This is a genomic window from Prevotella sp. ICM33, from assembly GCF_000517825.1.
In the GTDB taxonomy this organism is placed as follows: Bacteria; Bacteroidota; Bacteroidia; order Bacteroidales; family Bacteroidaceae; genus Prevotella; species Prevotella melaninogenica.
Genome location: NZ_JACD01000086.1, coordinates 20986 through 42122 on the forward strand (window position 1 = coordinate 20986; position 21137 = coordinate 42122).

Annotated in this window: 20 protein-coding genes; 15 read left to right on the top strand and 5 right to left on the bottom strand. The window is 41.1% G+C overall.

Annotated features, from left to right (window positions below):
• Nucleotides 1-19 precede the first annotated feature (19 nt).
• The 7 genes from HMPREF1505_RS10565 to HMPREF1505_RS10600 all read left to right on the top strand — a co-directional run bounded on the left by HMPREF1505_RS10565 (nt 20) and on the right by HMPREF1505_RS10600 (nt 8328).
• A complete protein-coding gene (locus HMPREF1505_RS10565; protein ID WP_036925242.1) occupies nt 20-892 on the top strand; it encodes a hypothetical protein in 873 nt (290 codons plus the stop codon).
• A 608-nt stretch (nt 893-1500) separates the two neighbouring features.
• Nucleotides 1501-1992, top strand: a complete 492-nt coding sequence (locus HMPREF1505_RS10575) for a TlpA disulfide reductase family protein (RefSeq protein WP_036863699.1) — start codon at nt 1501-1503, stop codon at nt 1990-1992.
• 4 nt (nt 1993-1996) lie between these two features.
• Nucleotides 1997-3625, top strand: a complete 1629-nt coding sequence (locus tag HMPREF1505_RS10580) for a DUF6029 family protein (protein ID WP_036925246.1) — start codon at nt 1997-1999, stop codon at nt 3623-3625.
• Nucleotides 3626-3631: 6 nt separating this feature from the next.
• Entirely contained in the window at nt 3632-4417 is a 786-nt protein-coding gene (locus HMPREF1505_RS10585; RefSeq protein ID WP_036925247.1) for an Omp28 family outer membrane lipoprotein, read from the top strand.
• Between the two features lie 46 nt (nt 4418-4463).
• A complete protein-coding gene (locus HMPREF1505_RS10590; RefSeq protein WP_036925249.1) occupies nt 4464-5129 on the top strand; it encodes a hypothetical protein in 666 nt (221 codons plus the stop codon).
• Between the two features lie 29 nt (nt 5130-5158).
• Nucleotides 5159-6481: a hypothetical protein gene (locus HMPREF1505_RS10595; protein WP_036925251.1), complete on the top strand. Its 1323-nt coding sequence runs from the start codon at nt 5159-5161 to the stop codon at nt 6479-6481.
• A gap of 29 nt (nt 6482-6510) precedes the next feature.
• Complete coding sequence (locus tag HMPREF1505_RS10600) at nt 6511-8328, top strand: DNA mismatch repair protein MutS (RefSeq protein ID WP_036925254.1); 1818 nt, start codon at nt 6511-6513, stop codon at nt 8326-8328.
• 330 nt (nt 8329-8658) lie between these two features.
• Here the strand turns inward: HMPREF1505_RS10600 and HMPREF1505_RS10605 are convergent, their stop codons facing one another.
• Nucleotides 8659-9483, bottom strand: coding sequence for a Cof-type HAD-IIB family hydrolase (locus HMPREF1505_RS10605; RefSeq protein WP_036925256.1), 825 nt, complete (start codon nt 9481-9483; stop codon nt 8659-8661).
• A 253-nt stretch (nt 9484-9736) separates the two neighbouring features.
• On the opposite strand from HMPREF1505_RS10605, the gene HMPREF1505_RS10610 reads away from it, so the two are divergent.
• Together HMPREF1505_RS10610 and HMPREF1505_RS10615 are read left to right on the top strand one after the other, a co-directional pair.
• Nucleotides 9737-10444, top strand: a complete 708-nt coding sequence (locus tag HMPREF1505_RS10610; RefSeq protein ID WP_013263951.1) for an MIP/aquaporin family protein — start codon at nt 9737-9739, stop codon at nt 10442-10444.
• Between the two features lie 216 nt (nt 10445-10660).
• Nucleotides 10661-11674 carry a class II fructose-bisphosphate aldolase gene (locus tag HMPREF1505_RS10615; protein ID WP_013264593.1) on the top strand — a complete coding sequence of 338 codons (1014 nt, stop codon included), beginning with the start codon at nt 10661-10663 and terminating at the stop codon, nt 11672-11674.
• A 216-nt stretch (nt 11675-11890) separates the two neighbouring features.
• Here HMPREF1505_RS10615 and HMPREF1505_RS10620 read toward each other — a convergent pair whose 3' ends face one another.
• Nucleotides 11891-13408 (bottom strand): bifunctional ADP-dependent NAD(P)H-hydrate dehydratase/NAD(P)H-hydrate epimerase, encoded by a 1518-nt coding sequence (locus HMPREF1505_RS10620; protein ID WP_036925258.1) that lies wholly within the window; start codon nt 13406-13408, stop codon nt 11891-11893.
• An 81-nt stretch (nt 13409-13489) separates the two neighbouring features.
• On the opposite strand from HMPREF1505_RS10620, the gene hpt reads away from it, so the two are divergent.
• The 5 genes from hpt to pgeF are packed head-to-tail and all read left to right on the top strand — an operon-like array spanning nt 13490 to nt 17023.
• Nucleotides 13490-14029 carry a hypoxanthine phosphoribosyltransferase gene (hpt, locus tag HMPREF1505_RS10625; protein WP_036863725.1) on the top strand — a complete coding sequence of 180 codons (540 nt, stop codon included), beginning with the start codon at nt 13490-13492 and terminating at the stop codon, nt 14027-14029.
• The gene (locus HMPREF1505_RS10630; RefSeq protein WP_036925260.1) at nt 14029-14601 is read left to right on the top strand and encodes an adenylate kinase; all 573 of its coding nucleotides are present in this window, start codon (nt 14029-14031) and stop codon (nt 14599-14601) included. The genes hpt and HMPREF1505_RS10630 overlap by 1 nt, the downstream gene beginning before the upstream one ends.
• Before the next feature lie 48 nt (nt 14602-14649).
• Nucleotides 14650-15024 carry a four helix bundle protein gene (locus HMPREF1505_RS10635; protein WP_036925261.1) on the top strand — a complete coding sequence of 125 codons (375 nt, stop codon included), beginning with the start codon at nt 14650-14652 and terminating at the stop codon, nt 15022-15024.
• 57 nt (nt 15025-15081) lie between these two features.
• The gene (gene obgE / locus HMPREF1505_RS10640; RefSeq protein WP_036925262.1) at nt 15082-16251 is read left to right on the top strand and encodes a GTPase ObgE; all 1170 of its coding nucleotides are present in this window, start codon (nt 15082-15084) and stop codon (nt 16249-16251) included.
• Complete coding sequence (gene pgeF / locus HMPREF1505_RS10645; RefSeq protein ID WP_036925263.1) at nt 16244-17023, top strand: peptidoglycan editing factor PgeF; 780 nt, start codon at nt 16244-16246, stop codon at nt 17021-17023. Before obgE ends, pgeF begins: the two co-directional genes overlap by 8 nt.
• A gap of 215 nt (nt 17024-17238) precedes the next feature.
• On the opposite strand, the gene HMPREF1505_RS10650 is transcribed toward pgeF, so the two are convergent.
• From HMPREF1505_RS10650 to HMPREF1505_RS10660, 3 genes are all read right to left on the bottom strand, one after another.
• Nucleotides 17239-18282 carry a hypothetical protein gene (locus tag HMPREF1505_RS10650; protein WP_036925265.1) on the bottom strand — a complete coding sequence of 348 codons (1044 nt, stop codon included), beginning with the start codon at nt 18280-18282 and terminating at the stop codon, nt 17239-17241.
• Between the two features lie 681 nt (nt 18283-18963).
• Nucleotides 18964-19149, bottom strand: coding sequence for a hypothetical protein (locus HMPREF1505_RS10655; RefSeq protein ID WP_004360409.1), 186 nt, complete (start codon nt 19147-19149; stop codon nt 18964-18966).
• A gap of 11 nt (nt 19150-19160) precedes the next feature.
• On the bottom strand, nt 19161-20351 hold the full coding sequence (locus HMPREF1505_RS10660; protein WP_369758977.1) for a phosphoribosylaminoimidazolecarboxamide formyltransferase: 1191 nt from the start codon (nt 20349-20351) through the stop codon (nt 19161-19163).
• A 218-nt stretch (nt 20352-20569) separates the two neighbouring features.
• Between HMPREF1505_RS10660 and HMPREF1505_RS10665 the strand changes: the two genes are divergently transcribed.
• Nucleotides 20570-20944: a RidA family protein gene (locus HMPREF1505_RS10665; RefSeq protein WP_013263865.1), complete on the top strand. Its 375-nt coding sequence runs from the start codon at nt 20570-20572 to the stop codon at nt 20942-20944.
• Nucleotides 20945-21137 lie beyond the last annotated feature (193 nt).

The window sequence follows — 21137 nt, forward strand, 5'->3', positions numbered from 1 at the left end:
CTCAATACGTTTTTAATTTATGGGAAAAAGTAAAATCTATTTATGGCGAACACTCGCCTCGTTTATCCTTGTGTTGTTCACGATGCCTTTGGGTCATGCTCTTATGATCATGATGGAAAAGACCATGACTACAGAAGCCGTACATTATGCTGGCTTTACTATGGGATTCGTAGGTTTGATAATGGTCATTATCGGTGTGTTTGTCAAAGGCGATACTCGTCAGACACTTTGGGGACTTATTGGTGGTTTGCTTTTCTGGACTGGCTGGGTGGAGTTTCTCTTCCAATATTACGCTCACCGCTTTGGTGTACAACCAGAGATTGAAAACGGAGTGGTTGTGACTAAGCCAGAATATCTGATTCTTCCAGCCTCTTTTGGTTTCTGGATGATGATGATGACAATGTATATTTTCAGTACGCGCAATGGTTGTAACTTTATCACATGGATTCAGAAACGGCTTTTCGGAAAGCGTAAGAATGAGATTGCTTTCCAACCAATGACACGCCATACATCTATTGTCACCTTTATGGAGGTGAACATGATTCTTTGGGCTTCTTACCTCTTACTGATGTTCTGTTACGATAAGAACTTCCTTGGCGACCATCATCCAGTGACCTTCTTAGTAGGTATAGGCTGTTTTATCGGCGCACTTTATATGTTGAAAAAGCAGCTTTATATTGCTTCATGGGGTGCAAATATCCGTATGGCAATCGCTACTGTGATTGTATTCTGGACTCCAGTAGAGATTCTCGGACGTATTAATTTCTTTAAGGAGTTCTGGGTTCACCCACAAGAATATGCCGTACAGCTACTTTGTATCTTGGCTGCTTTCATCTTACTGATAGGTTATATGTGGCTGAAAGGGTCTAAGAAGAAACAAAATAGTAAGTAAGCATAAAGGCTTTTACAGAAGAAATGACATAACGTAGCCTATTCATTGAAGGTGCTACGTATACATCTAAGATTACTTGTTAGCAGCTTTAATGTTGCCGGCAAGTAATCTTTTTTGTTTATATAGATGGTCTTAAGCAGTTGATAAGTTTCTGTTAGGAAGGATTTTATATGTGCCTTGTACAGAAAATGTAATCTTGTATGAGTAATTCATGGATATTTATGAATTATAATAACGTTATCAATTGGTTCTTCTTACCGTTTTTGATTGTTGTGTTGATGCTCCGCACAGATGGTGCTAAGGCTTCGCACATGTGGTGCGGAGTACTAACACGGATGGTGCGGATGGCTGAATATAAGGGTGCCAATTACAGAAAGAGGTTCTATTTACTTAATTTGGGGAGCACATCAGATGTCAAAAAGTATATAAAACTTATTTGAAGATAAGATAGTATTTCTTTCAAAGAAAATGGGTTTAGTAGAGATAATGTGCATAGCAAAGGCATCTAAAATAGATTAAGGTATGTAGTCTTGTCAGTCTTTGGCAGTTTCTTCTTTGTTTTATCGCTTTTTTTTAGTATTTTTGTAGCTGCAATATAATTAAAAACAATGAATAAATTATTTTTATCCCTTTGTTTGTTGTTGATAAGCTTTGCAGCGTCTGCACAAGAACGTCTATCCAAAGTGATTCTCAAAGACATAGAAGGGAGAACCGTACAAACCGACACTATCTCAAACAATGGCAAGCCTCTTATCATAGCTTTCTTTGCTACTTGGTGCAAGCCTTGTAATCGTGAACTCACAAGTATTGATGAGGTCTATGACGATTGGCAACAAGAAACGGGTGTTCGACTCGTTGCTGTGTCTATTGATCAGGCGCAGAATGTCAATAAGGTAAAGCCTATGGTCGACCAGAATGGCTGGCGTTATGATGTGTTGCTCGATGCTAATGGCGAGTTCCGTCGTTCGTTAGGAATCCAGTCTGTACCTTATACCGTATTGCTTGACGGACAGGGTAGGATTGTTTATAAGCACAACGGCTATACTGATGGCGCTGAAGCTGAGTTATATAAGAAGGTGAAAGAGGTAGCTGGCAAGTAATTCTATGAAAAGATGGATGATGATAGGACTGCTCATAGGTATGAGCGGTGTATCTCTGTATGCACAGGAGTCCGATAAATTGCGCCTTTCTGGAAGTATTCAGAGTGATATGCTGTTGGCTCAAAAGGACAGTACGACAGGTGCTGAGGCTACCGATGGTCGTTTCTTGACGAACACTTATCTCGACTTAAAGCTATCGAGTCGTTATGTTGAGGCTGGTGCAAGACTGGAGTATTTGAAGCATCCGCTTCCTGGATACGAGAGTGACTTTAAGGGTTGGGGTGTTCCTTACGCTTACTTGAAAGGTCGTTACAAGAATGCGGAACTTACCTTGGGTAGCTTCTACGAGCAGTTTGGCTCTGGTTTTATTCTCCGTTCGTATGAAGAACGCAGCTTGGGAATTGATAATTCCCTACAAGGTGCGCGGCTGAACTATCAACCTTGTGCTGGTGTTGCAGTGAAAGTGCTAACGGGTCGGCAGCGTAGATATTGGAGTTATAACAAGAGTTGGATGACTGGGGCTGATGTTGAATGGAATATTGATGAGTTGTTTAAGTCCCTACAACAGCATAACACCTATCTAATGTTTGGTGCTTCCTATCTTAATAAACATGAGCGAGACGAGGTGGTAATGGTTGATCCAACCCATCGTTTGCGCCTTCCACTTAATGTCAATGCCTTTGATATGCGTCTACGTGTGCAACATCGCTCGTTCAATATATTGGCAGAGGTGGCAATGAAGTCGCAGGATCCTTCCCATGATAATGGCTATATCTATCGTAATGGTTATGTAGCAATGCTCTCTGGTTCCTATTCAAAGCGTGGAATGAGTCTGCTTCTACAGGCAAAGCGTAGTACAAATATGGGTTTCCGAAGCCGTAGAGGAATGGAGGGAATCTCCTCTTTCATCAATCATCTGCCCCCATTCACGATGGAGCATACCTATACTTTGGCAGCACTTTATCCTTATGCCACACGTCCAGAGGGTGAATGGGCATATCAAGCAGCTGTAGCTTATACCTTTAAAAAGGGTTCTTTGTTAGGTGGTAAGTATGGAATGACAGCAAAGGTGAACTTCTCACATGTCCATTCCGTGCGTAAGAATGGTGCAGGTGACATCGGAACAGATGGTTATGGCAGTCCGTTCTGGGCATGGGGAGACGCTACCTATTATCAAGATATTGATATACAGTTGGAAAAGCGACTTGCTAAAGATACGAAACTCAATCTGATGTATATGTATCAGCGTTACAATCAGATGCTACTCGAAGGACATGGAGGAATGCTTAATTCGCATATCTTTGTGGCAGATGTCAAACAAAAGCTTGCGCCTAACACAACATTGCGTGTAGAGGCACAGTATCTTGCATCGAAAGACGGCGACAAGGACTGGTTGTTTGGATTGGGTGAACTGTCGCTTGCACCGCATTGGATGTTCACATTGAGTGACCTTTATAATGTTGGTAATACTCGGGTGCATTACTACCAAGGTTATGTAACCTATAGTGGTGGTGCTCATCGCTTGCAATTAGGCTATGGTCGGACACGTGCAGGCTTCAACTGTTCGGGTGGCGTATGTCGTTATATCCCAGCAACAAAGGGTTTGACCCTCTCTTATAATTATAACTTCTGATAGGAAATGAAAAGTTTTTATATATCTCTTTTAGCTGTGGTTGCGCTTTTGACAGGCTGCGATTCGGTTGGATCTGACGAGCGACTGATAGAGGTTCCGGCTGCTACTGTTCAGCGGAATGTACTGGTAGAGGATTTCACAGGACAGCGTTGCATCTTCTGTCCAGCTGCTTCAGAAGCGATAGCAGAGCAGCAAAAGCTTTATGGTGCAGACAAACTGATTGCTGTTGCCTTTCATGCGGGTCCACTCGCAATCAAGAGTGGGACTGGGTTCGTTGGTTTGCGCACTGATGTGGGTGATGTCTATTATAAGTATTGGGCAGTTCCAAATGTGCCAAAAGCCATTATCAATCGTCGTGGAGGTGTGCTTTCTAAAGATACTTGGGCAGGACGAATCTATGATGAGTTCGCTCAAACAACAACCATAGGTATAGATCTTAAATGCCAGTATGAGGCAACTACACATCAGGTGGAGATTGAAACCGACTTGAAAACCTTAGCTGATGATGTGAAAGGGAAGCTACAGTTGTGGTTAGTTGAGGATAGTATCGTTGCTCCACAGATGTTTCCAAACAATAAAGTGGAGAAAGAATATGTACATAATCATGTGTTCCGTGCTGCTATTAATGGCGAGTGGGGGACGGAATTAATGCTCTCTACAAAGGGTATTCATAAGGAGAAAACAACATATACACTCCCAGAAGGTATTGTTCCAAAGAACGCATGGATAGTAGGTTTCTTCTATAATGATAGCGGAGTATTGCAGGCTGTACGCCGAAAGGTTTCGCTCTAAGCAATGAATCATCATCAATTAAGAATATAATTATAAAAAAATCAATATGAAATTACGTTTACTCGTGTTTATTGGTCTGCTGACCAGTCTTTTTGTTAGTGCACAGGCACAGACAAGTTCTAATGATGTTGCCTTCCTCGATGAGCAAGGTAGAGTTATTCCTAACGGTACAGTAGTTGTCTTGAATAAGGCTGTTCCATCCGAATTTCCTTTTGAAGGGAATAAAATAGTAGGAAAAGTGCATCTTCAAAACAAGTCGGATAAGTCTTTAAATGTAAGTCTTTCCTATATCATTAACAATATAGATGAAGGCGAAGTGCAGGTTTGTGCGTTTGAAAAGTGTACTAATAATTCAGAAATAGGTAGTTACGAGGTTGGTGATAAGCTTTTTTCTGTTGGTTCAGATAAGGAAGCTATTGACATAGAACACTTCTATGGAGAATTCGAGAACTGCTCAATAACGCTTAAACTTAAAGTAAAAGAATTTGGTTCTGAGCAAGAGAAGGAAGGCCCATCGATTACTATTAAGTTTGATACTAATGCAGCAGGTATTGCTTCGGTAGCATCGCAGAAGGGTCTTACATTTGATGTTTACAATACTCAGGGTGTGTTGTTACATAAGCAAATTACGTCTTTGTCAAATCTTTCTAAGGGTATTTATATCGTAAAGCAGAAGGGCGTTGCCTCTACAAAGAAGTACGTTGTTCGCTGAACATACACCTTTAATAACCATAATCTGATATGTTAAGTAAGTTTTATATACAGTTTCTTACGTTTATCGCAGTCATCTGTTATGCGGTAAACGTTAATGCACAAGACCATAGTCTTATTGCTGCTGCAGGGCAGAAGGTATATGTTCCTCTCTCGGCAAAGACTGTAAAGGGAAGGATGACAGTTTCCAATTACGGTAGAACTATTGTCCGAAACTTCGATTATACACTTTCTTTTAATGGGCAAGAAATAGATTCAAAGCACTATGTTCTGCCCCAAGCATTGGGTCGTTATGATGATACTACGATAGAAGTTGATGTTCCACCATATACAGAGTTAGGTGAAAATGATCTTATTTTCACGATTACGAAAGTAAATGGAGAACGGAATAATGCAACAATCAACTATGCTTCGCTTCCGAGAGTAACTGTTACTAAGGTGGCTCATAGGAGAGTTGTCGTTGAAGAGTACACTGGAATGTGGTGCCAATACTGTCCACGTGGTATAGCATTAATGGAGAATCTTGCACATAAGTATGGTGATGATTTCATAGGTATTGCTATTCATACGGGACGTGGTTATGAACCTTTAAACTGTGAGGACTATGCTTGGAAAGCTGCAGAATACAAGAGTCGTCCTTCATTGACTATGAATAGAGACCTAACGCTTGGGTCTTATATAGCACAAACAGAGTTTGAAACGGAACGATCAAAAGGTGCTTATATGGATATAGAAGTGTCAGCAATGTGGGACAAGGAGAAGAATAATATCACAGTAACCCCCACTGTAACCTTCCGGCTGAACCGAGAAGAAGCTCCTTATGGCTTCGCTTACGTGTTGACAGAGGATGGAATGTCAAGCCACAACTGGAAACAAGCTAACTTTTATAATAATCGTACGCAGTTTTATGGCATATCAGATGAACTCGATTATTTTGTCAATGCGCCTGGAACTATTTATAATCTTGAGAACAACTTTGTAGCTATTGCTGCAGATGGAGTAATGACTGCTCGAACAGGTCACCTTAAAGCACCGATTAAGGCAGATGAAGCACAGAGTCACACGTATGTCTTTAAGAATATTAAAAGTAAGAACGTCATACAGAAGAAGGAAAATCTACGTGTCTGTGTTCTGCTGATTAATACGAATACTGGTAAAATAGAGAACGCTGCTAAGTGCAGTATTTCAGAGTTTAAGACTACTGGCATCTCTTCTGTTTCAGAAGGAACTCGCACAGCTGTTGAGGCTGAGCGCTACACACTTGACGGTCGACGTATCACGACTCCACAAAAGGGAATCAACATAGTGAAGTACAGCGATGGTCGTGTGAGCAAAGAGGTGGTGACGGATTAGTACCCCTTGAATATTATATTTGTTTACGTATGAATAAAGATTTGACTGATTTGTATCAGCATAAAGCAGAAGAGACGAGCAAAACGCTCGTTTCTCTCCGTAACCGTAGTCGTGTTTTTATCCTGACAGAAATCGGTTCTTTTTTGGTAGCTATTGGTTTTGTAGTTCTCTACACCTTATTGGATAATGCAGCTTGGACACTTTTCTGTGCCTTAGCTGCATTATTGTTTTATCTTTACATTCGTCGTCGTGACGTGTTGAACGACCGAAAGATAAATAAAGGGGAGGCTTTATTGCTGGTCTACCAAAACGAGATAGCCTATCAGAAAGGTGACTATTCAGGCTTTGAAGCTGGCGGGCAATATGTCAGTCCGCAACATTCTTATACCTTTGATATGGATGTCTTTGGTATAGGTTCTCTGTTTCAAAGGATGAACCGCACTATCTCAACTGGTGGTAGTGACCAGTTGGCAGCCTGTCTGTCTACGGAATGGGGCAGTGCAAAGAGGGAGGTACTTGTTGGGCAGATACGTCAACGAATGGCTTCTGTTGACGAATTAGGGAAAGCAGAACCATTCTTGTCAGAATTCAAATCTTTAGGTGTAAAGGAACGAATCAATACGGAAGAAGTGCTGAAAGCATTGACGGATGTTCATTGCCAGAGTTTTCCAAAGTTTTTTCATAGCTCTCTTTTATGTTATTTCTGTTATGCAGATTTACTTGGTTTCTATGTGAGTATTGTGCTTTCCATTGTGGGATTGGTTCCTTTTTTATTACCTGTATGGTGGGGAATATTTAACTTTATGTTCTCTTTTCTTTGTGGGCATAAGCACATGCGTGTCATTTCTGAACTGATAGCAAAGGTACATACGCAGGTAGATGGCTACTTACGTGTATTGAAATTGGTTAATAAGACTGAGTTTAAGTCTGCCGAACTACAAGCTTTGAAACAGAAACTTGCGGGTGCAGAGGAGTCTTTCGAACAGTTAGAACTTATCTTACAAAAGATTGATAACAGAAGTAACGAGGTGGGTGTCTTTGTCTTCAATAGCTTTGCTTTGATTGACATTACTATCGTAAGACTCTTCCTTCGTTGGCAACATACTTATGAGCAGCGCACGAATGAGTGGATAGATAGTCTAAATCTCTTTGATGCTTTGGTGTCAATGGGTAACTTCCGATTGAATGAAGATAGGGCAGTACAGGCAGAAATCAGCGAGGAGAATAAGGTAGTTTATGAGGCGAAAAATCTTTATCATCCCTTCCTTGGCGAGAAGGCTGTTGCAAACGACTTCACAATCCATGATCATGAGTATTATATTGTTACGGGTGCGAATATGGCAGGTAAGAGTACTTTCCTGCGCTCGTTGGGTATAAATTACCTCTTGGCGATGAATGGTTTGCCGGTCTTTGCTAAGCAGTTGAAGGTCTCAGTATTCCATCTCTTTACGAGTATGCGCACCACAGACGATCTCACTCATGGCATCTCTTATTTCAATGCAGAGCTACTTCGTTTGAAGCAGTTGTTAGGCTCGTTGCGTGATGATGTACCAAGTCTGATTATTTTGGACGAGATTTTGAAGGGAACAAACTCTCTCGATAAGTTGAATGGCTCTCGTCTTTTCTTGCAGTATATTGCCGAACGCAATGTAACAGGCGTTATTGCTACTCACGACCTTGAACTTTCAAAGATGGAAGAGGAATACGCAGGGCGTTTTCATAATTATTGTTTTGAGATCGAGTTAGGCGAGGATATCACTTATTCGTATAAGATTACAAAGGGAGTAGCACGTAATCAGAATGCTACATTCTTGTTGAAAGGAATCTTAAACCCCAATCGTATTTGAGTGACACCCCTTTCAGATCGTAGTTTAAACGCTTGTTCGTTTAGAAATTTATTTACAATCCAATAGCCGTTTTTACCTTATTTTTAGGGTAAAAACGGCTATTTTTGTTGCTCTTGTAAGTGTCATGTATTCAATTAGTTACAAAACCGTAAAGTAAAAGGTGCTTAATTGGACTTCAAAAGGGCGTTACTTAGACTCCCAAAGGGCACCTTTTGCAAGCCAATTAGGCGTCTTTTAGAAGCTAAAAGAGCATGTATTGGTTTTGAGCTGTGTGAAAATAGTTTATAATCCGACTAATAAGCAGATGAGTTGTTCGTAGAAGACATCCTCTTAATTCATGTTCTCTTGTGAGAGAATAAAGCGTTCAATGACGTGTGCAACACCATCTTCTTCATTTGACAAGGTGACGAAGTCAGCCTCACTCTGAATGTCTTTTGCAGCGTTTGCCATAGCAATGCCAAGTCCAGCAAAGCGAATCATGCTAAGGTCGTTATAACCATCACCACAGGCAATAACCTCTTCACGGCTGATACGGAGCGATGAGATAAGGCGGTCGAGAGAGCGCGCCTTGTCAATACCGAGTGGTACACATTCAAGGAAGAAGTCGGCAGAACGATATACATCCATCTTTCCTTCCAACTCTTTGGCTAATCTTATCTCCAACTTGTGGAGAGGGGTAGGGGCGCCAACAATCAGGCATTTGTTGATAGGATAGACCAACTGATTGAGGAAATCGTCATATTGCGTAACAGGCATCTTGTTGATAAAAGCCTCGTGTTGTACGTATTCGTCATCTTTATTAGTAGCAGCAATACCCTCACCTTGATAGGTTAGGATTTCCATTCCTGCTTTTTTGGCTTCTTGAAAGAGGATTGGTACAAGCTGTTCGTCTAACTTCTGTTCAAAAAGAACTTCGTTGTTGGTGCAGTCGATAATCTTTCCTCCATTGAAAGCAAGGATATACCCACTATTATCTTTCAGTTTCAATTCCTCAGCTAAAGGGACGATGCCGTATGTAGGTCGTCCAGATGCCAAAACTACGTGTACCCCTGCAGCCTGTGCTTGCATGAGAGCTTGTTTTGTACGTGGGGTAATTTCCTTTTTATTATTGGTCAGTGTGCCATCCAAATCGAGCACAATCATCTTATACTTCATGTTGTTTTAATATTTTGTCCATTGTAATCTCCCTTGTGGGTGACGACTCATCATTGTCAAGTAATATTAATCTATCTGCAAAGGTACGGCTTTTTATGGATTAAAGACAGCGTTTTGATTGATATAAAATAATAAGTTTTAAAAAGTGCAAGGTAGATACAATAAATCGTGAACGTTTACGTTTGTATGGAGAATTAACCGTTTCAAAGGCGTTTTAAACTAAAAGAATAATATTAATTAATTGTAGAGAGTTATGAAGAAGTATTTAGCCGAAATGATCGGTACAATGGTATTAGTCCTCATGGGATGTGGTGCAGCAGTGTCTTTGGGTTGTGACCCAGTAAACAATCAGGCTGCAGTAGTTGGTACAGCAATGGCATTTGGTCTTTCTGTCGTAGCAATGGCTTACGCTATTGGTGGTATCTCAGGTTGCCACATCAACCCAGCAATTACACTCGGTGTATTCTTGAGCGGTCGTATGAGTGCAAAGGATTGTGCTATGTACATGTTGTTCCAGTTTATTGGTGGCTTGATTGGCGCAGCTTTGTTGTTCCTTCTTGTAACCAACGCAGGTAGCGGTTTTGCTACTGCAGGTGCTGGCTTAGGTGCAAATGGTTTGCAAGATGGTATTAGTGTAGCAAGTGGTTTGCTCGCAGAGATTATCTTTACTTGTGTGTTTGTACTCGTTGTATTGGGTGCAACTTCAAAGACTAACGGCACGACAGGTAAGTTTGCAGGTTTGGCAATCGGCTTGTCACTTATCCTTGTTCACCTTGTATGTATCCGTTATACAGGTACATCTGTAAACCCAGCACGTTCCTTTGGTCCTGCTATCTTCGCACAGCTTGCAGGCGGTCCTGCAACAGCATTGAGCAATCTTTGGATCTTTATCGTAGGTCCATTTGCTGGTGGTGCACTCGCATCAGTAATTTGGCGTGTTATTGAACCAGCTGAGAAGTAATTCATTTATCAGATAAATGTTTGATTAGGCTTATTAGGCAGTCATGTCTAATAAGCCTAATTGTCTTTTATTCCAAAAACTATTGTCTTTTATTACGGATTTTAACACTTTAGGATTATTAAATGTGTGGTATGTTTTGGCTATCAGAAAATAAAACCGTACTTTTGCATGTGTAAATAGGTATAGACTTATTAATTTTAAAAGATAAAAGAAATTATGGTAGTAGATTACAAGAAATTAGGTCTCGTGAACACACGTGAGATGTTCAAGAGAGCAATCAAAGGCGGTTATGCTATTCCAGCATTCAACTTTAATAACCTCGAGCAGCTTCAGGCTATCATCAAGGCTTCTTCTGATTTGAGATCACCAGTTATCCTTCAGGTTTCTAAGGGTGCCCGTAAGTATGCTAACCAGACTCTTCTCCGTTACCTCGCAGAGGGTGCAGTAGAGTATGCTAAGGAGTTGGGTTGTCACCATCCAGAGATTGCACTTCACCTTGATCATGGTGATAGCTTCGAGACTTGCAAGAGCTGTGTAGACTTCGGTTTCTCTTCTGTAATGATCGACGGTTCTTCTCTTCCATATGAGGAGAATATCGCTTTGACAAAGAAGGTTGTTGAGTATGCTCACCAGTTCGACGTAACAGTTGAGGCTGAGCTCGGTGTACTTGCTGGTGTTGAGGATGACGTTGTAGCTGAGGTTTCTCACTATACAAAGCCAGAGGAGGTTGTTGATTTCGCTACTCGTACAGGTTGCGACTCTTTGGCTATCTCTATCGGTACTTCTCACGGTGCTTACAAGTTCACTCCAGAGCAGTGTACACGTGACCCAAAGACTGGTCGTCTTGTTCCTCCTCCATTGGCATTCGATGTTCTTGCAGCTATCGAGAAGCAGCTCCCAGGTTTCCCAATCGTTCTCCACGGTTCTTCTTCAGTTCCTCAGGAGTATGTTGATATCATCAACGAGCATGGTGGTAAGATGCCAAACGCTGTAGGTATCCCAGAGGAGCAGCTCCGTCAGGCAGCTAAGAGTGCTGTTTGTAAGATTAACATCGACTCTGACTCTCGTCTTGCATTCACTGCAGGTGTTCGCCAGACATTTGATGAGCACCCAGAGTACTTCGACCCACGTCAGTACTGTGGTAAGGCTCGTGAGTACATGGAGGATCTTTACAAGCACAAGATTACAGACGTTCTTGGTTCTGAGAACAAGCTTGCTAACCTCGACTAATCATTTGTTGAGGTCGGCTTGACTAAATAAAACATTAGCGGCAGCTTCCTTAAGGGAACTGCCGCTTTTCTTTTGTACCGCTTTCTACGAGGCATCGCCTCGTAGGTTGGGACAGAGAACAGCAACAGCCCCACATGGTGAGAACCATGTGGGGCTGTTGCTTATACTTGGATGGCTTTATTACCTATCAACAATAGCTGGAATAGGAAGGTTTTATCAATCGTCCAAAAGCTTGAAAGCTTCAGGGAGAAAGTTGATAATGTCTCCTGCAACAAGGCTTTCCTTACCTAATTCTTTCGCTGCTAAGTCGCCAGCAAGACCATGGAGGTACATTCCAACCATACAAGCGTTCTGTTGGTGATAACCACGAGCAAGGAGGGCTGTGATGATACCAGTGAGTACATCACCACTACCAGCTGTTGCCATGCCACTGTTACCTGTTGAGTTAAAGATAACGTTGCCATTAGGTAGGCAGAGTGCACTGTTATGTCCCTTAAGGATGATATAAGCCTGTAAAGACTTTGCTAACTCACGTGTACGATGGAGACGCTCATAGTCAGCATTAGCAGGAGAGCCTGTAAGACGGTCGAGTTCCTTTGCGTGAGGCGTCATAATGATTCCCTTTGGTAGTTGTTGCATCCATGCACGATGGCTTGCAAGAATATTCAAGGTATCAGCATCGGCAACAATAGGACATTGTGCGCGTCTTATCTGGGCTATCATCGCAATGGCAGTAGGCTCCTGTCTGCCTAATCCTGGACCTATTGCAAGTGCGTCGAAATCATCTGTATCAACCGCTTCGGTAAAAGCTGTTTCCTCGTGGTCCATTTGTAGGATAGCTTCAGGAACGGATATCTGCATGATATCGTAGTTCTTTTTAGGAGTATGCACCGTAACCTTACCCACACCGCTGCGTAGACAGGCACGAGTTGCAAGGATAGCTGCTCCCGACATACCGTAGCTACCTGCGATGATAAGTGCATTACCCATATCACCTTTGTGTGAAAAGTCATCACGATGGAGTAAACGCGAACGAATATCGTTCTCTTCTAATAGGTAATATTGTGCTTCTGTCTTCTGAATAAACTCCTGATTCAGACGGATATCAAGTACCTTTAGCCTACCAATAAACTGCTGTGCGTCAGCGAAAAGGAAGGATAATTTGCGCTCGTGGAGGGTTAATGTGAGGGTAGCGTGAATGATATTCGCACGTACGTTATATGTATTGTCCTCCGCCATCAAACCAGATGGAACGTCAATACTCACAATCTTAGCAGGACTTTGATTGATATATTTCACTAATGAGGCAAAACCGCCAGCCAATGGTTTGTTGAGTCCAGAGCCAAACAAACCATCAATCACCAATGTGTCTGCTGTTAATTCAGGTGGGTCAAACTTCGCAGTGATTTCTGTAAAATCCTTTGCATGCTTGCTGTCGAGCAAACGTTGGCGGTTTGTTACACAGTCTTCTGATAAATGATTGGTAATATTAAAAAGGAAAGTATTCACTTTATATCCCTCATTTATCAGCAAACGTGCCACAGCAAGGGCATCACCACCATTGTTGCCAGGTCCTGCAAAGACAACAATAGGCGTATGTGTCGACCACTCCTCAGTGATAGCACGAGTAATGGCTTTTGCTGCACGCTCCATCAAATCAATCGACTTGATTGGTTCGTGTTCTATAGTGTATCTGTCCAGTTCGTGAATCTGGGCACTTGTAAATATCTTCATAACGATGGCAAATTTACAAAATAAATGCGGATAGTTTGGTATTATTTTCGTAATTTTGCGCTAAATTATAAATAATGAAGAATGAGTCGAGTAACAATTAAGGACAAAACGTTTGAGACTTCTATTCCTGAAGCCGAGATTTTGGAAAGAGTAAAGCTGGTAGCAGATCGTATAAACAAGGATTTTGAAGGTAAGACTCCGCTCTTTCTTGCGGTGTTGAATGGTTCGTTCATGTATGCCTCTGACTTGATGAAGCATATCACTATCCCATGTGAGATTTCCTTTGTTAAGTTGGCTTCTTACCAAGGTGTTACCTCAACGGGTACGATTAAGGAGATTATCGGTTTGAACGAAGATATCCGTGGCAGAGAAGTTATCATTGTAGAGGATATTGTTGATACAGGTGCAACTATGAAGCGTATGCTCGAAACGCTTGGTACACGCGAGCCTGCTGGTCTGCATATTACAACTTTACTTTTGAAGCCAGGTAAGCTTACTGTTCCTTTGAACATCGAGTATGCAGCAATGGAAATCCCAAATGACTTCATTGTTGGCTATGGACTTGACTATGACCAGGAGGGTCGTAATTTGAGAGATATTTATACTTTAGTACAAGAATAATGAAGAATATTGTAATTTTTGGTGCGCCAGGTGCTGGTAAAGGCACTCAGAGCGACAAGATGATTGAGAAGTATGGCTTCGGTCATATCTCAACAGGTGACGTACTTCGTAATGAAATTAAGAATGGTACAGAACTTGGTAAGACTGCAAAAGGATACATTGACAATGGTCAGCTCATTCCTGATGAGTTGATGATAGATATTCTTGCAAGCGTATACGATAGCTTTGGCAAGGATCATAAGGGTGTAATCTTCGATGGTTTCCCACGTACAATCCCACAAGCAGAGGCTTTGAAGAAGATGTTGGCTGAGCGTGGTCACAATGTGGCAGCTATGGTTGAACTCTTTGTTCCAGAGGATGAGTTGATGAATCGTCTGCTTCTCCGTGGTCAGCAGAGCGGTCGTTCTGATGACAACGAGGAAACAATTAAGAAGCGCCTCAATGTTTACAACAACCAGACTTCTCCATTAATTGACTGGTATAAGGGTGAGAATATTCACCACCATGTTGAGGGTCTTGGTACTGTAGAAGATATTTTCGCACGTATTGAGTCTGTTATTGACGCTCTGTAGACCTTTGACCTTTGAGGTTTGAACTTTGAACTTTATGATTTGTACCGTATGTTGGAGAGAAAAATCGTAGAGAATGATATCTATATCTTATCAAAAAGTTTTGCACTAAGGGTTGTACGGTTATATAAATACCTGACAAATGAGCATAAGGAGTATGTCCTGTCAAAGCAACTTCTGCGTTCTGGGACGAGTATTGGGGCTAATGTTCATGAAGGAAAGAACGGACAAAGTCGTGAAGACTTCTGTAGTAAGATGAATATCGCTTTGAAAGAAGCAACAGAGTCAAACTATTGGATTGATTTATTAAGGGAAGCAGAATATATTAGTGAGAGTGAGTATAAATCTTTATCAGATGATTGTCATAAGATTCAAGCGGTCTTGACAAAAATAGTTAAGGCAACTCGTTCTTCTCTTAATCAATAATATTTCAAGTTACAGTACAAATCATAAAGGTCAAAGTTCAAAATTCAAAGTTTAAAGATGGAAAGTAATTTTGTAGATTATGTAAAGATATACTGCCGCTCTGGTAAGGGTGGTAGAGGTTCCATGCACCTTCGTCATGTGAAGTATAACCCTAATGGCGGACCAGATGGTGGCGATGGTGGTAAGGGTGGAAGTGTTTACTTGCGTGGTAACCACAATTATTGGACGCTGTTGCACTTGAAGTTTCAGCGTCATATCTATGCGGAACATGGAGGTAATGGCGGTCGTGATAAGTGTCATGGTACAGATGGTAAGGATATTTATATTGATGTTCCTTGTGGTACTGTTGCCTATGATGCCGAAACTGGCAAGTATGTTTGCGATGTCATGCATGACGGACAGACGGTGTTACTGTTGAAAGGTGGACGTGGTGGATTGGGCAATTTCCAGTTCCGTACAGCGACGAATCAGGCTCCACGCTATGCACAACCAGGTGAACCAATGCAGGAGATGACTGTTATTCTTGAGTTGAAGCTGTTAGCTGATGTCGGTTTGGTGGGCTTCCCAAATGCAGGTAAGTCTACTTTGCTGTCTTCTCTCTCAAGTGCAAAGCCAAAGATAGCCAACTATCCTTTCACAACGATGGAACCATCGTTAGGTATTGTCAGCTATCGTGATAACCAAAGTTTCGTTATGGCTGATATTCCTGGTATTATCGAAGGAGCCAGTGAAGGTAAGGGACTCGGCTTACGTTTCCTCCGTCATATCGAACGAAACTCTCTTCTGCTTTTTATGGTACCAGGAGACACCGACGATATCAAGCGCGAATACGAGGTGTTACTAAACGAGTTGCAGCAGTTTAATCCAGAGATGCTCGACAAACATCGTGTCTTAGCGGTAACGAAGTGCGACCTTCTTGATGATGAACTCATTGAGATGCTGCGTGAAACGTTGCCAACAGACCTTCCTGTTGTCTTCATATCAGCTGTTACAGGACAGGGGATTGATGACTTGAAGGATATTCTTTGGAAAGAACTTAATGCAGAGAGCAATAAGCTGCAAAGTATTCTTTCAGAAGATACACTGGTTCATCGTGACAAGGATATGTCGCGTTTTGCTGCCGAGTTAGCGGCTGAGGACGCTGATATTGATGATGTTGAAGAGGTGGGTATAGACGAATTGGATGAGGTAGAAGACCTCGAAGATTTTGAATATACGAATGATTAAGCCTGTTCTACATTACTTTAATCTTGCCGATGAGGTAGTCAGCTTTAGCACTACCCGTCATGGCGGAGTTAGCAAGGGAAAGCTTGCTACACTCAACATCAACCCACATCGGGGTGATGAACCATCTGCTGTAGCTGAGAATCTGCAGGCTGTAGCAGCAGAGATTGGTGTTCAGGTGGATAAGGTTATCCGTCTACATCAGATACACGAGACACATTGTCTGATTGTGACGGATGAGTTTTTTCATCTTTCAGCTGCTGAGCAGTACGAGATGGAAGAGGGAAAAGATGCTGTCGTTACCGATTGTCGTAACGTCTGCATCGGTGTTCATACTGCTGATTGTGTTCCTATTCTTTTTTATGACCCTGTTCATCATGCCATTGGTGCAGCCCATGCCGGTTGGCGTGGTACGGTGCAGCGTATCGCACAGCACACACTTCGCAAGATGACAGAACTATATGATACTGACCCAAAAGAACTCAAGGCGGTTGTTGGTCCTTGTATTTCGCTGAAGAACTTTGAGGTAGGTCAGGAGGTTTATGATGCTTTTTCGGCTGCAGGTTTTCCTATGGAACGCATTGCACGTATGTATGAGAAATGGCATATCAACCTTCCGCTCTGCAATCAACTTCAATTAGAAGAACTTGGTGTGCCAGCAGCTAATATTCTTCAGTCTGGTATTTGCACCTATGATAATGCTTCCGATTTCTTCTCAGCACGTATTCTTAAAGAAGGATTCGGCACTATTTACACAGGTATAGCCTTGAAATAAGTTATCGGTACTTTATATTTGATAAAGCTACTAAGTAGAGCAAAAGGAGGTTATTACATTCCTAATATTTATTATAGTAAATTGAAAAGGAAGAATAATAACCTCTCTTTCTTTTTTACTTTTTTCTACGAATAAAAATTAATATTATTGTTGTTAAAGCTGCAGTGAGGGTTCCTTTTATTACTTTCTCTACTTGTGCAGGTCGAAGTTTCTTTTTATTTTCCATTGTTCATTATTTTTTTAATTGTTGCAGAATCAACTTTTATTTCAAGGTTTAATGCTTCGTTATATGCAGGAATTAGTACTTTTTGTATCTGATCATTATATTCACAGATGTTATATTGGATATCTAAGTAATCTTTTATGTTTCCTCCTGTTAAGAACTTAGCTTTTTCGTCTAACTCCTTATTCAAGACCCTAGTGCAAAACGACTCAATAGCTTCGTGATTTCTTGATATAACATTTTCATTTGCGCCACGATCTAAAAGAATGATATCAGAAAGTTTAATCATATTATAGTATTTGTATAAGCCATATACAAGTGTATGATATAACCTTTCTTTCTTATCTGCTACATAGTTAAACGGGTTAAGCAACTGAAGCCCGATATCTGCATAGCTTGTAGGTGCATCATCAAGATATTTGGCTATAGTGTCAAGTTCAAAATGCATTTGATGTAAACCTTGGCTGATAGTTTTGTATACTTCAAAAGAAGCATTTCTTTTTTCCTGTTCGTTTAAGAATGTTGGATAAGCTATGACATAAGCTCTAAAGGCACCGATAATATTTCCAATACGGTCTGTTGCTTGTCCTTCACGAATTATATCAACTTTTTGATCGACTTCTTCTAGTCTAGCTGATATTTGCTGCAGAATGGCATACATGGCATAGTTACTCATTGCTTGGGATAAAGCTGAACTATCAGTCCCTTTCTTTACAACTCCTTGTTCTACGAATCCATTTTCTCCGCGAGCTGTTGGAGTAAGTCCAGAGCCATCTTTTCTCATGTCAAGAGTATATTTTCCTGTTCTTAATCCCGCTTCTACTTTTTCAGTAAAGCTAAGAAAATATTCGTTTTGATTTAATTGCTCATATATACTACCTAAGTGTATAGTATCAAAGAACATTTTAATAATGCTCTCCGTCTTGTCACTCATTATTGGTCGGATTAAAGATGGTAAAGAAAAATCAGAATATACATCCTCATAGTTCTCTTTGGGCTGTAAATCTTTTACATTAATAATGATGTCATTTGCCATTTAGCTGTGAGATTATATGGTTTATAATAGTTATTGTTTCTAGATATAATTTATTCTTCCTCTGCTATTTCAGAGTAGCTTTAACAGCATGTAAAGTACATATAGTGATTAGGAAAGAATCATATGTGCAAAGATATAAAGAAAAATGAAGAAAAACAAAATATTTCTAATAGAAATATATGGTGGTGCTGTTTCTGAGTTAACAAAAGATTGTGAATGAAGTGTTGTTATGCTTGTTATATTAGGGTGTAAGTTTATGGAAGTGCTGGTATGAGGAAAGTAGAATAGAAAGCTAAATGTTTAATTATTTGTAGTGATATTCTTATTTTGTAATGAAGTTGTTTATTAAGAAGATAATTTACTTCTTAACCTTGTAATTACTTTCCATTAGTAGTTTATTTATGCTTATCATAGAATTATTTTCACGTAAATAAATATTTCTTGTCGTGAAAATAAATATTTTCTTTCATGAAGATAAATCTTTATTTTCGTGAAAATAATTCGCAAAGGACTGTGATTTTAATCGTGTTTGTGTTAATAGATTTATCAAATAGGATTTCTTTTCCTTTGCAGTTAACCCTTTATTATTAGTGACTTAGTATATTAAATCAACAAAAAATGCCCTCATTTGTCCGTCCCTATCAAAGGGAACTTGGGAAATGAGGGCGTTCGTTGTTTTCTTTACTTGTGTCGGTTAGCACGTTGCTGACGGTATTTAGCCTTCTGCTTTGCACTGCCAGAGCCGTGTGCACCAGTAATATACTTCTTTTTCTTGGCTTTGGTTTTCACCTTGCCATCATCGGTTTTGGGTTTCGAGGCACCCCGAAAGACCATTCCGGTTTCAATAATATCGTCAATATCACTCATATACAATCTTTTTAATGATGGAATAAACGAACGCCAGTAAATGCCATTGCGATGTTGTATTTGTCACAAGTGTCAATAACATGGTCGTCACGAATACTTCCACCAGCCTGTGCTATATATTCTACACCACTCTTATGCGCACGCTCAATGTTGTCGCCAAATGGGAAGAATGCATCAGAACCGAGTGCAACACCCGTATTCTTGGCAATCCACTCCTTACGTTCCTCACGTGTCAGAGGCTCTGGGCATTCTGTGAAGAACTGCTGCCATACACCATCCTGCAGCACATCTTCATACTCATCAGAAATGTAGATGTTAATTGTGTTATCTCTATCAGCACGGCGAATACCCTTCTTAAATGGAAGATTCATAACCTTTGGACACTGGCGCAACCACCATTCGTCAGCCTTACTACCAGCTAAGCGGGTGCAGTGGATACGACTCTGCTGTCCAGCACCAATACCAATCGCCTGTCCGTCCTTCACATAGCAAACAGAGTTACTCTGTGTATACTTCAATGTAATCAAGGCAATGATGAGATCACGCTTAGCATTCTCAGTGAATGTCTTGTTCTTTGTAGGGATGTTCTCGAAGAGTGTGGGGTCATCAAGTTTCACCTCGTTGCGGCCCTGTTCAAATGTAATACCGAAAACTTGCTTCTTCTCGATAGGAGCAGGCACATAGTTAGGGTCAATCTTAATGACATTGTATGCACCCTTACGCTTATCCTTCAGAATTTCTAAAGCCTCTGGAGTATAGTCAGGTGCGATAACACCATCGCTAACTTCACGCTTAATCAGCAACGCTGTCTCCTTATCGCAGGTGTCACTGAGCGCACAGAAGTCGCCATAAGAACACATACGGTCGGCTCCGCGAGCACGTGCATAGGCGCTGGCAAGCGGTGTAAGCTCGAAGTCAACATCATCGACGAAGTAAATCTTCTTGAGAGTATCACTCAAAGGAAGACCCACTGCAGCACCAGCTGGGCTGACATGCTTGAACGATGCAGCTGCAGGCAGACCAGTAGCGGCCTTCAACTCTTTAACGAGTTGCCAGCTGTTGAGCGCATCAAGAAAGTTAATGTAGCCGGGACGACCACTGAGAACTGTGATTGGGAGTTCGCCTTCCTCCATATAGATACGTGAAGGCTTTTGGTTCGGATTGCATCCGTACTTAAGAGCTAATTCTTTCATATAACTTATGTGGTATATGTAAATTGGTAGTGCAAAGATACGGAAAAATAATGGAATACGCTGTTACGCTTGTCGTTTTTAAGTAAATTAGGCGTGTTGGTTTGTTTCTTTTGAAGAAAATCAGTACTTTTACACTCGAAAAGAAAACAATCTTTGGAGCGGGAGGGCTATCCAGCGCAGGCTGAATACCCTCTGACTCCTCTAATCCCTTTAAATTACTTAAAGATATGCAAGCATTACACACAGACAAGGCACCTGCTGCAGTAGGTCCTTACAGTCAGGCTATTGAAGCCAATGGTTTTATTTTCGCATCTGGTTCACTTCCTATTGACCCAGCTACCAATGCTTTTGTTGAGGGTGGTGTGAAGGAACAAACTCGCCAGTCGCTCACTAACGTATGCAACGTGTTGGCTTCTGCAGGTGTAGACCTGTCTCATGTTGTTAAGACAACAGTATTCCTTTCTGATATGGAGAACTTCGCTGCGATGAATGAAGTTTATGCCGAGTTCTTCAAGGAACCTTATCCAGCACGTTCTGCATTCGCTGTAAAGGCTTTGCCAAAGGGTGCGCTTGTTGAGATTGAGTGCATTGCTGTGAAGTAAGTTGGTTTGATTTGCCTAATAGCATACGCTTTCTGATGCGCTATTAGGTTGACATGACGAAATATAAGCGTCCTTTTGTAATGGGTAGTATTCTATTTCTATCCTTATAAAAGGACGCTTGTTATTTTTGTTTTGTATTCAAATATGCATCGTTTCATTGCTTTTCTGTCTTTGTGCGGATGGTCCGCACGTG

What these genes read in the sequence shown, in the direction of transcription:
- pgeF (WP_036925263.1), top strand. Translation starts at nt 16,244, where the DNA reads ATGATTAAGCCTGTTCTACATTACTTTAATCTTGCCGATGAGGTAGTC.
- HMPREF1505_RS10565 (WP_036925242.1), top strand. Translation starts at nt 20, where the DNA reads ATGGGAAAAAGTAAAATCTATTTATGGCGAACACTCGCCTCGTTTATC.
- HMPREF1505_RS10620 (WP_036925258.1), bottom strand. Translation starts at nt 13,408, where the DNA reads ATGAAGATATTTACAAGTGCCCAGATTCACGAACTGGACAGATACACT.
- HMPREF1505_RS10635 (WP_036925261.1), top strand. Translation starts at nt 14,650, where the DNA reads ATGTTGGAGAGAAAAATCGTAGAGAATGATATCTATATCTTATCAAAA.
- HMPREF1505_RS10585 (WP_036925247.1), top strand. Translation starts at nt 3,632, where the DNA reads ATGAAAAGTTTTTATATATCTCTTTTAGCTGTGGTTGCGCTTTTGACA.
- HMPREF1505_RS10650 (WP_036925265.1), bottom strand. Translation starts at nt 18,282, where the DNA reads ATGGCAAATGACATCATTATTAATGTAAAAGATTTACAGCCCAAAGAG.
- HMPREF1505_RS10610 (WP_013263951.1), top strand. Translation starts at nt 9,737, where the DNA reads ATGAAGAAGTATTTAGCCGAAATGATCGGTACAATGGTATTAGTCCTC.
- HMPREF1505_RS10605 (WP_036925256.1), bottom strand. Translation starts at nt 9,483, where the DNA reads ATGAAGTATAAGATGATTGTGCTCGATTTGGATGGCACACTGACCAAT.
- HMPREF1505_RS10600 (WP_036925254.1), top strand. Translation starts at nt 6,511, where the DNA reads ATGAATAAAGATTTGACTGATTTGTATCAGCATAAAGCAGAAGAGACG.
- HMPREF1505_RS10590 (WP_036925249.1), top strand. Translation starts at nt 4,464, where the DNA reads ATGAAATTACGTTTACTCGTGTTTATTGGTCTGCTGACCAGTCTTTTT.
- hpt (WP_036863725.1), top strand. Translation starts at nt 13,490, where the DNA reads ATGAGTCGAGTAACAATTAAGGACAAAACGTTTGAGACTTCTATTCCT.
- HMPREF1505_RS10665 (WP_013263865.1), top strand. Translation starts at nt 20,570, where the DNA reads ATGCAAGCATTACACACAGACAAGGCACCTGCTGCAGTAGGTCCTTAC.
- HMPREF1505_RS10580 (WP_036925246.1), top strand. Translation starts at nt 1,997, where the DNA reads ATGAAAAGATGGATGATGATAGGACTGCTCATAGGTATGAGCGGTGTA.
- HMPREF1505_RS10575 (WP_036863699.1), top strand. Translation starts at nt 1,501, where the DNA reads ATGAATAAATTATTTTTATCCCTTTGTTTGTTGTTGATAAGCTTTGCA.
- HMPREF1505_RS10595 (WP_036925251.1), top strand. Translation starts at nt 5,159, where the DNA reads ATGTTAAGTAAGTTTTATATACAGTTTCTTACGTTTATCGCAGTCATC.
- HMPREF1505_RS10630 (WP_036925260.1), top strand. Translation starts at nt 14,029, where the DNA reads ATGAAGAATATTGTAATTTTTGGTGCGCCAGGTGCTGGTAAAGGCACT.
- obgE (WP_036925262.1), top strand. Translation starts at nt 15,082, where the DNA reads ATGGAAAGTAATTTTGTAGATTATGTAAAGATATACTGCCGCTCTGGT.
- HMPREF1505_RS10615 (WP_013264593.1), top strand. Translation starts at nt 10,661, where the DNA reads ATGGTAGTAGATTACAAGAAATTAGGTCTCGTGAACACACGTGAGATG.
- HMPREF1505_RS10655 (WP_004360409.1), bottom strand. Translation starts at nt 19,149, where the DNA reads ATGAGTGATATTGACGATATTATTGAAACCGGAATGGTCTTTCGGGGT.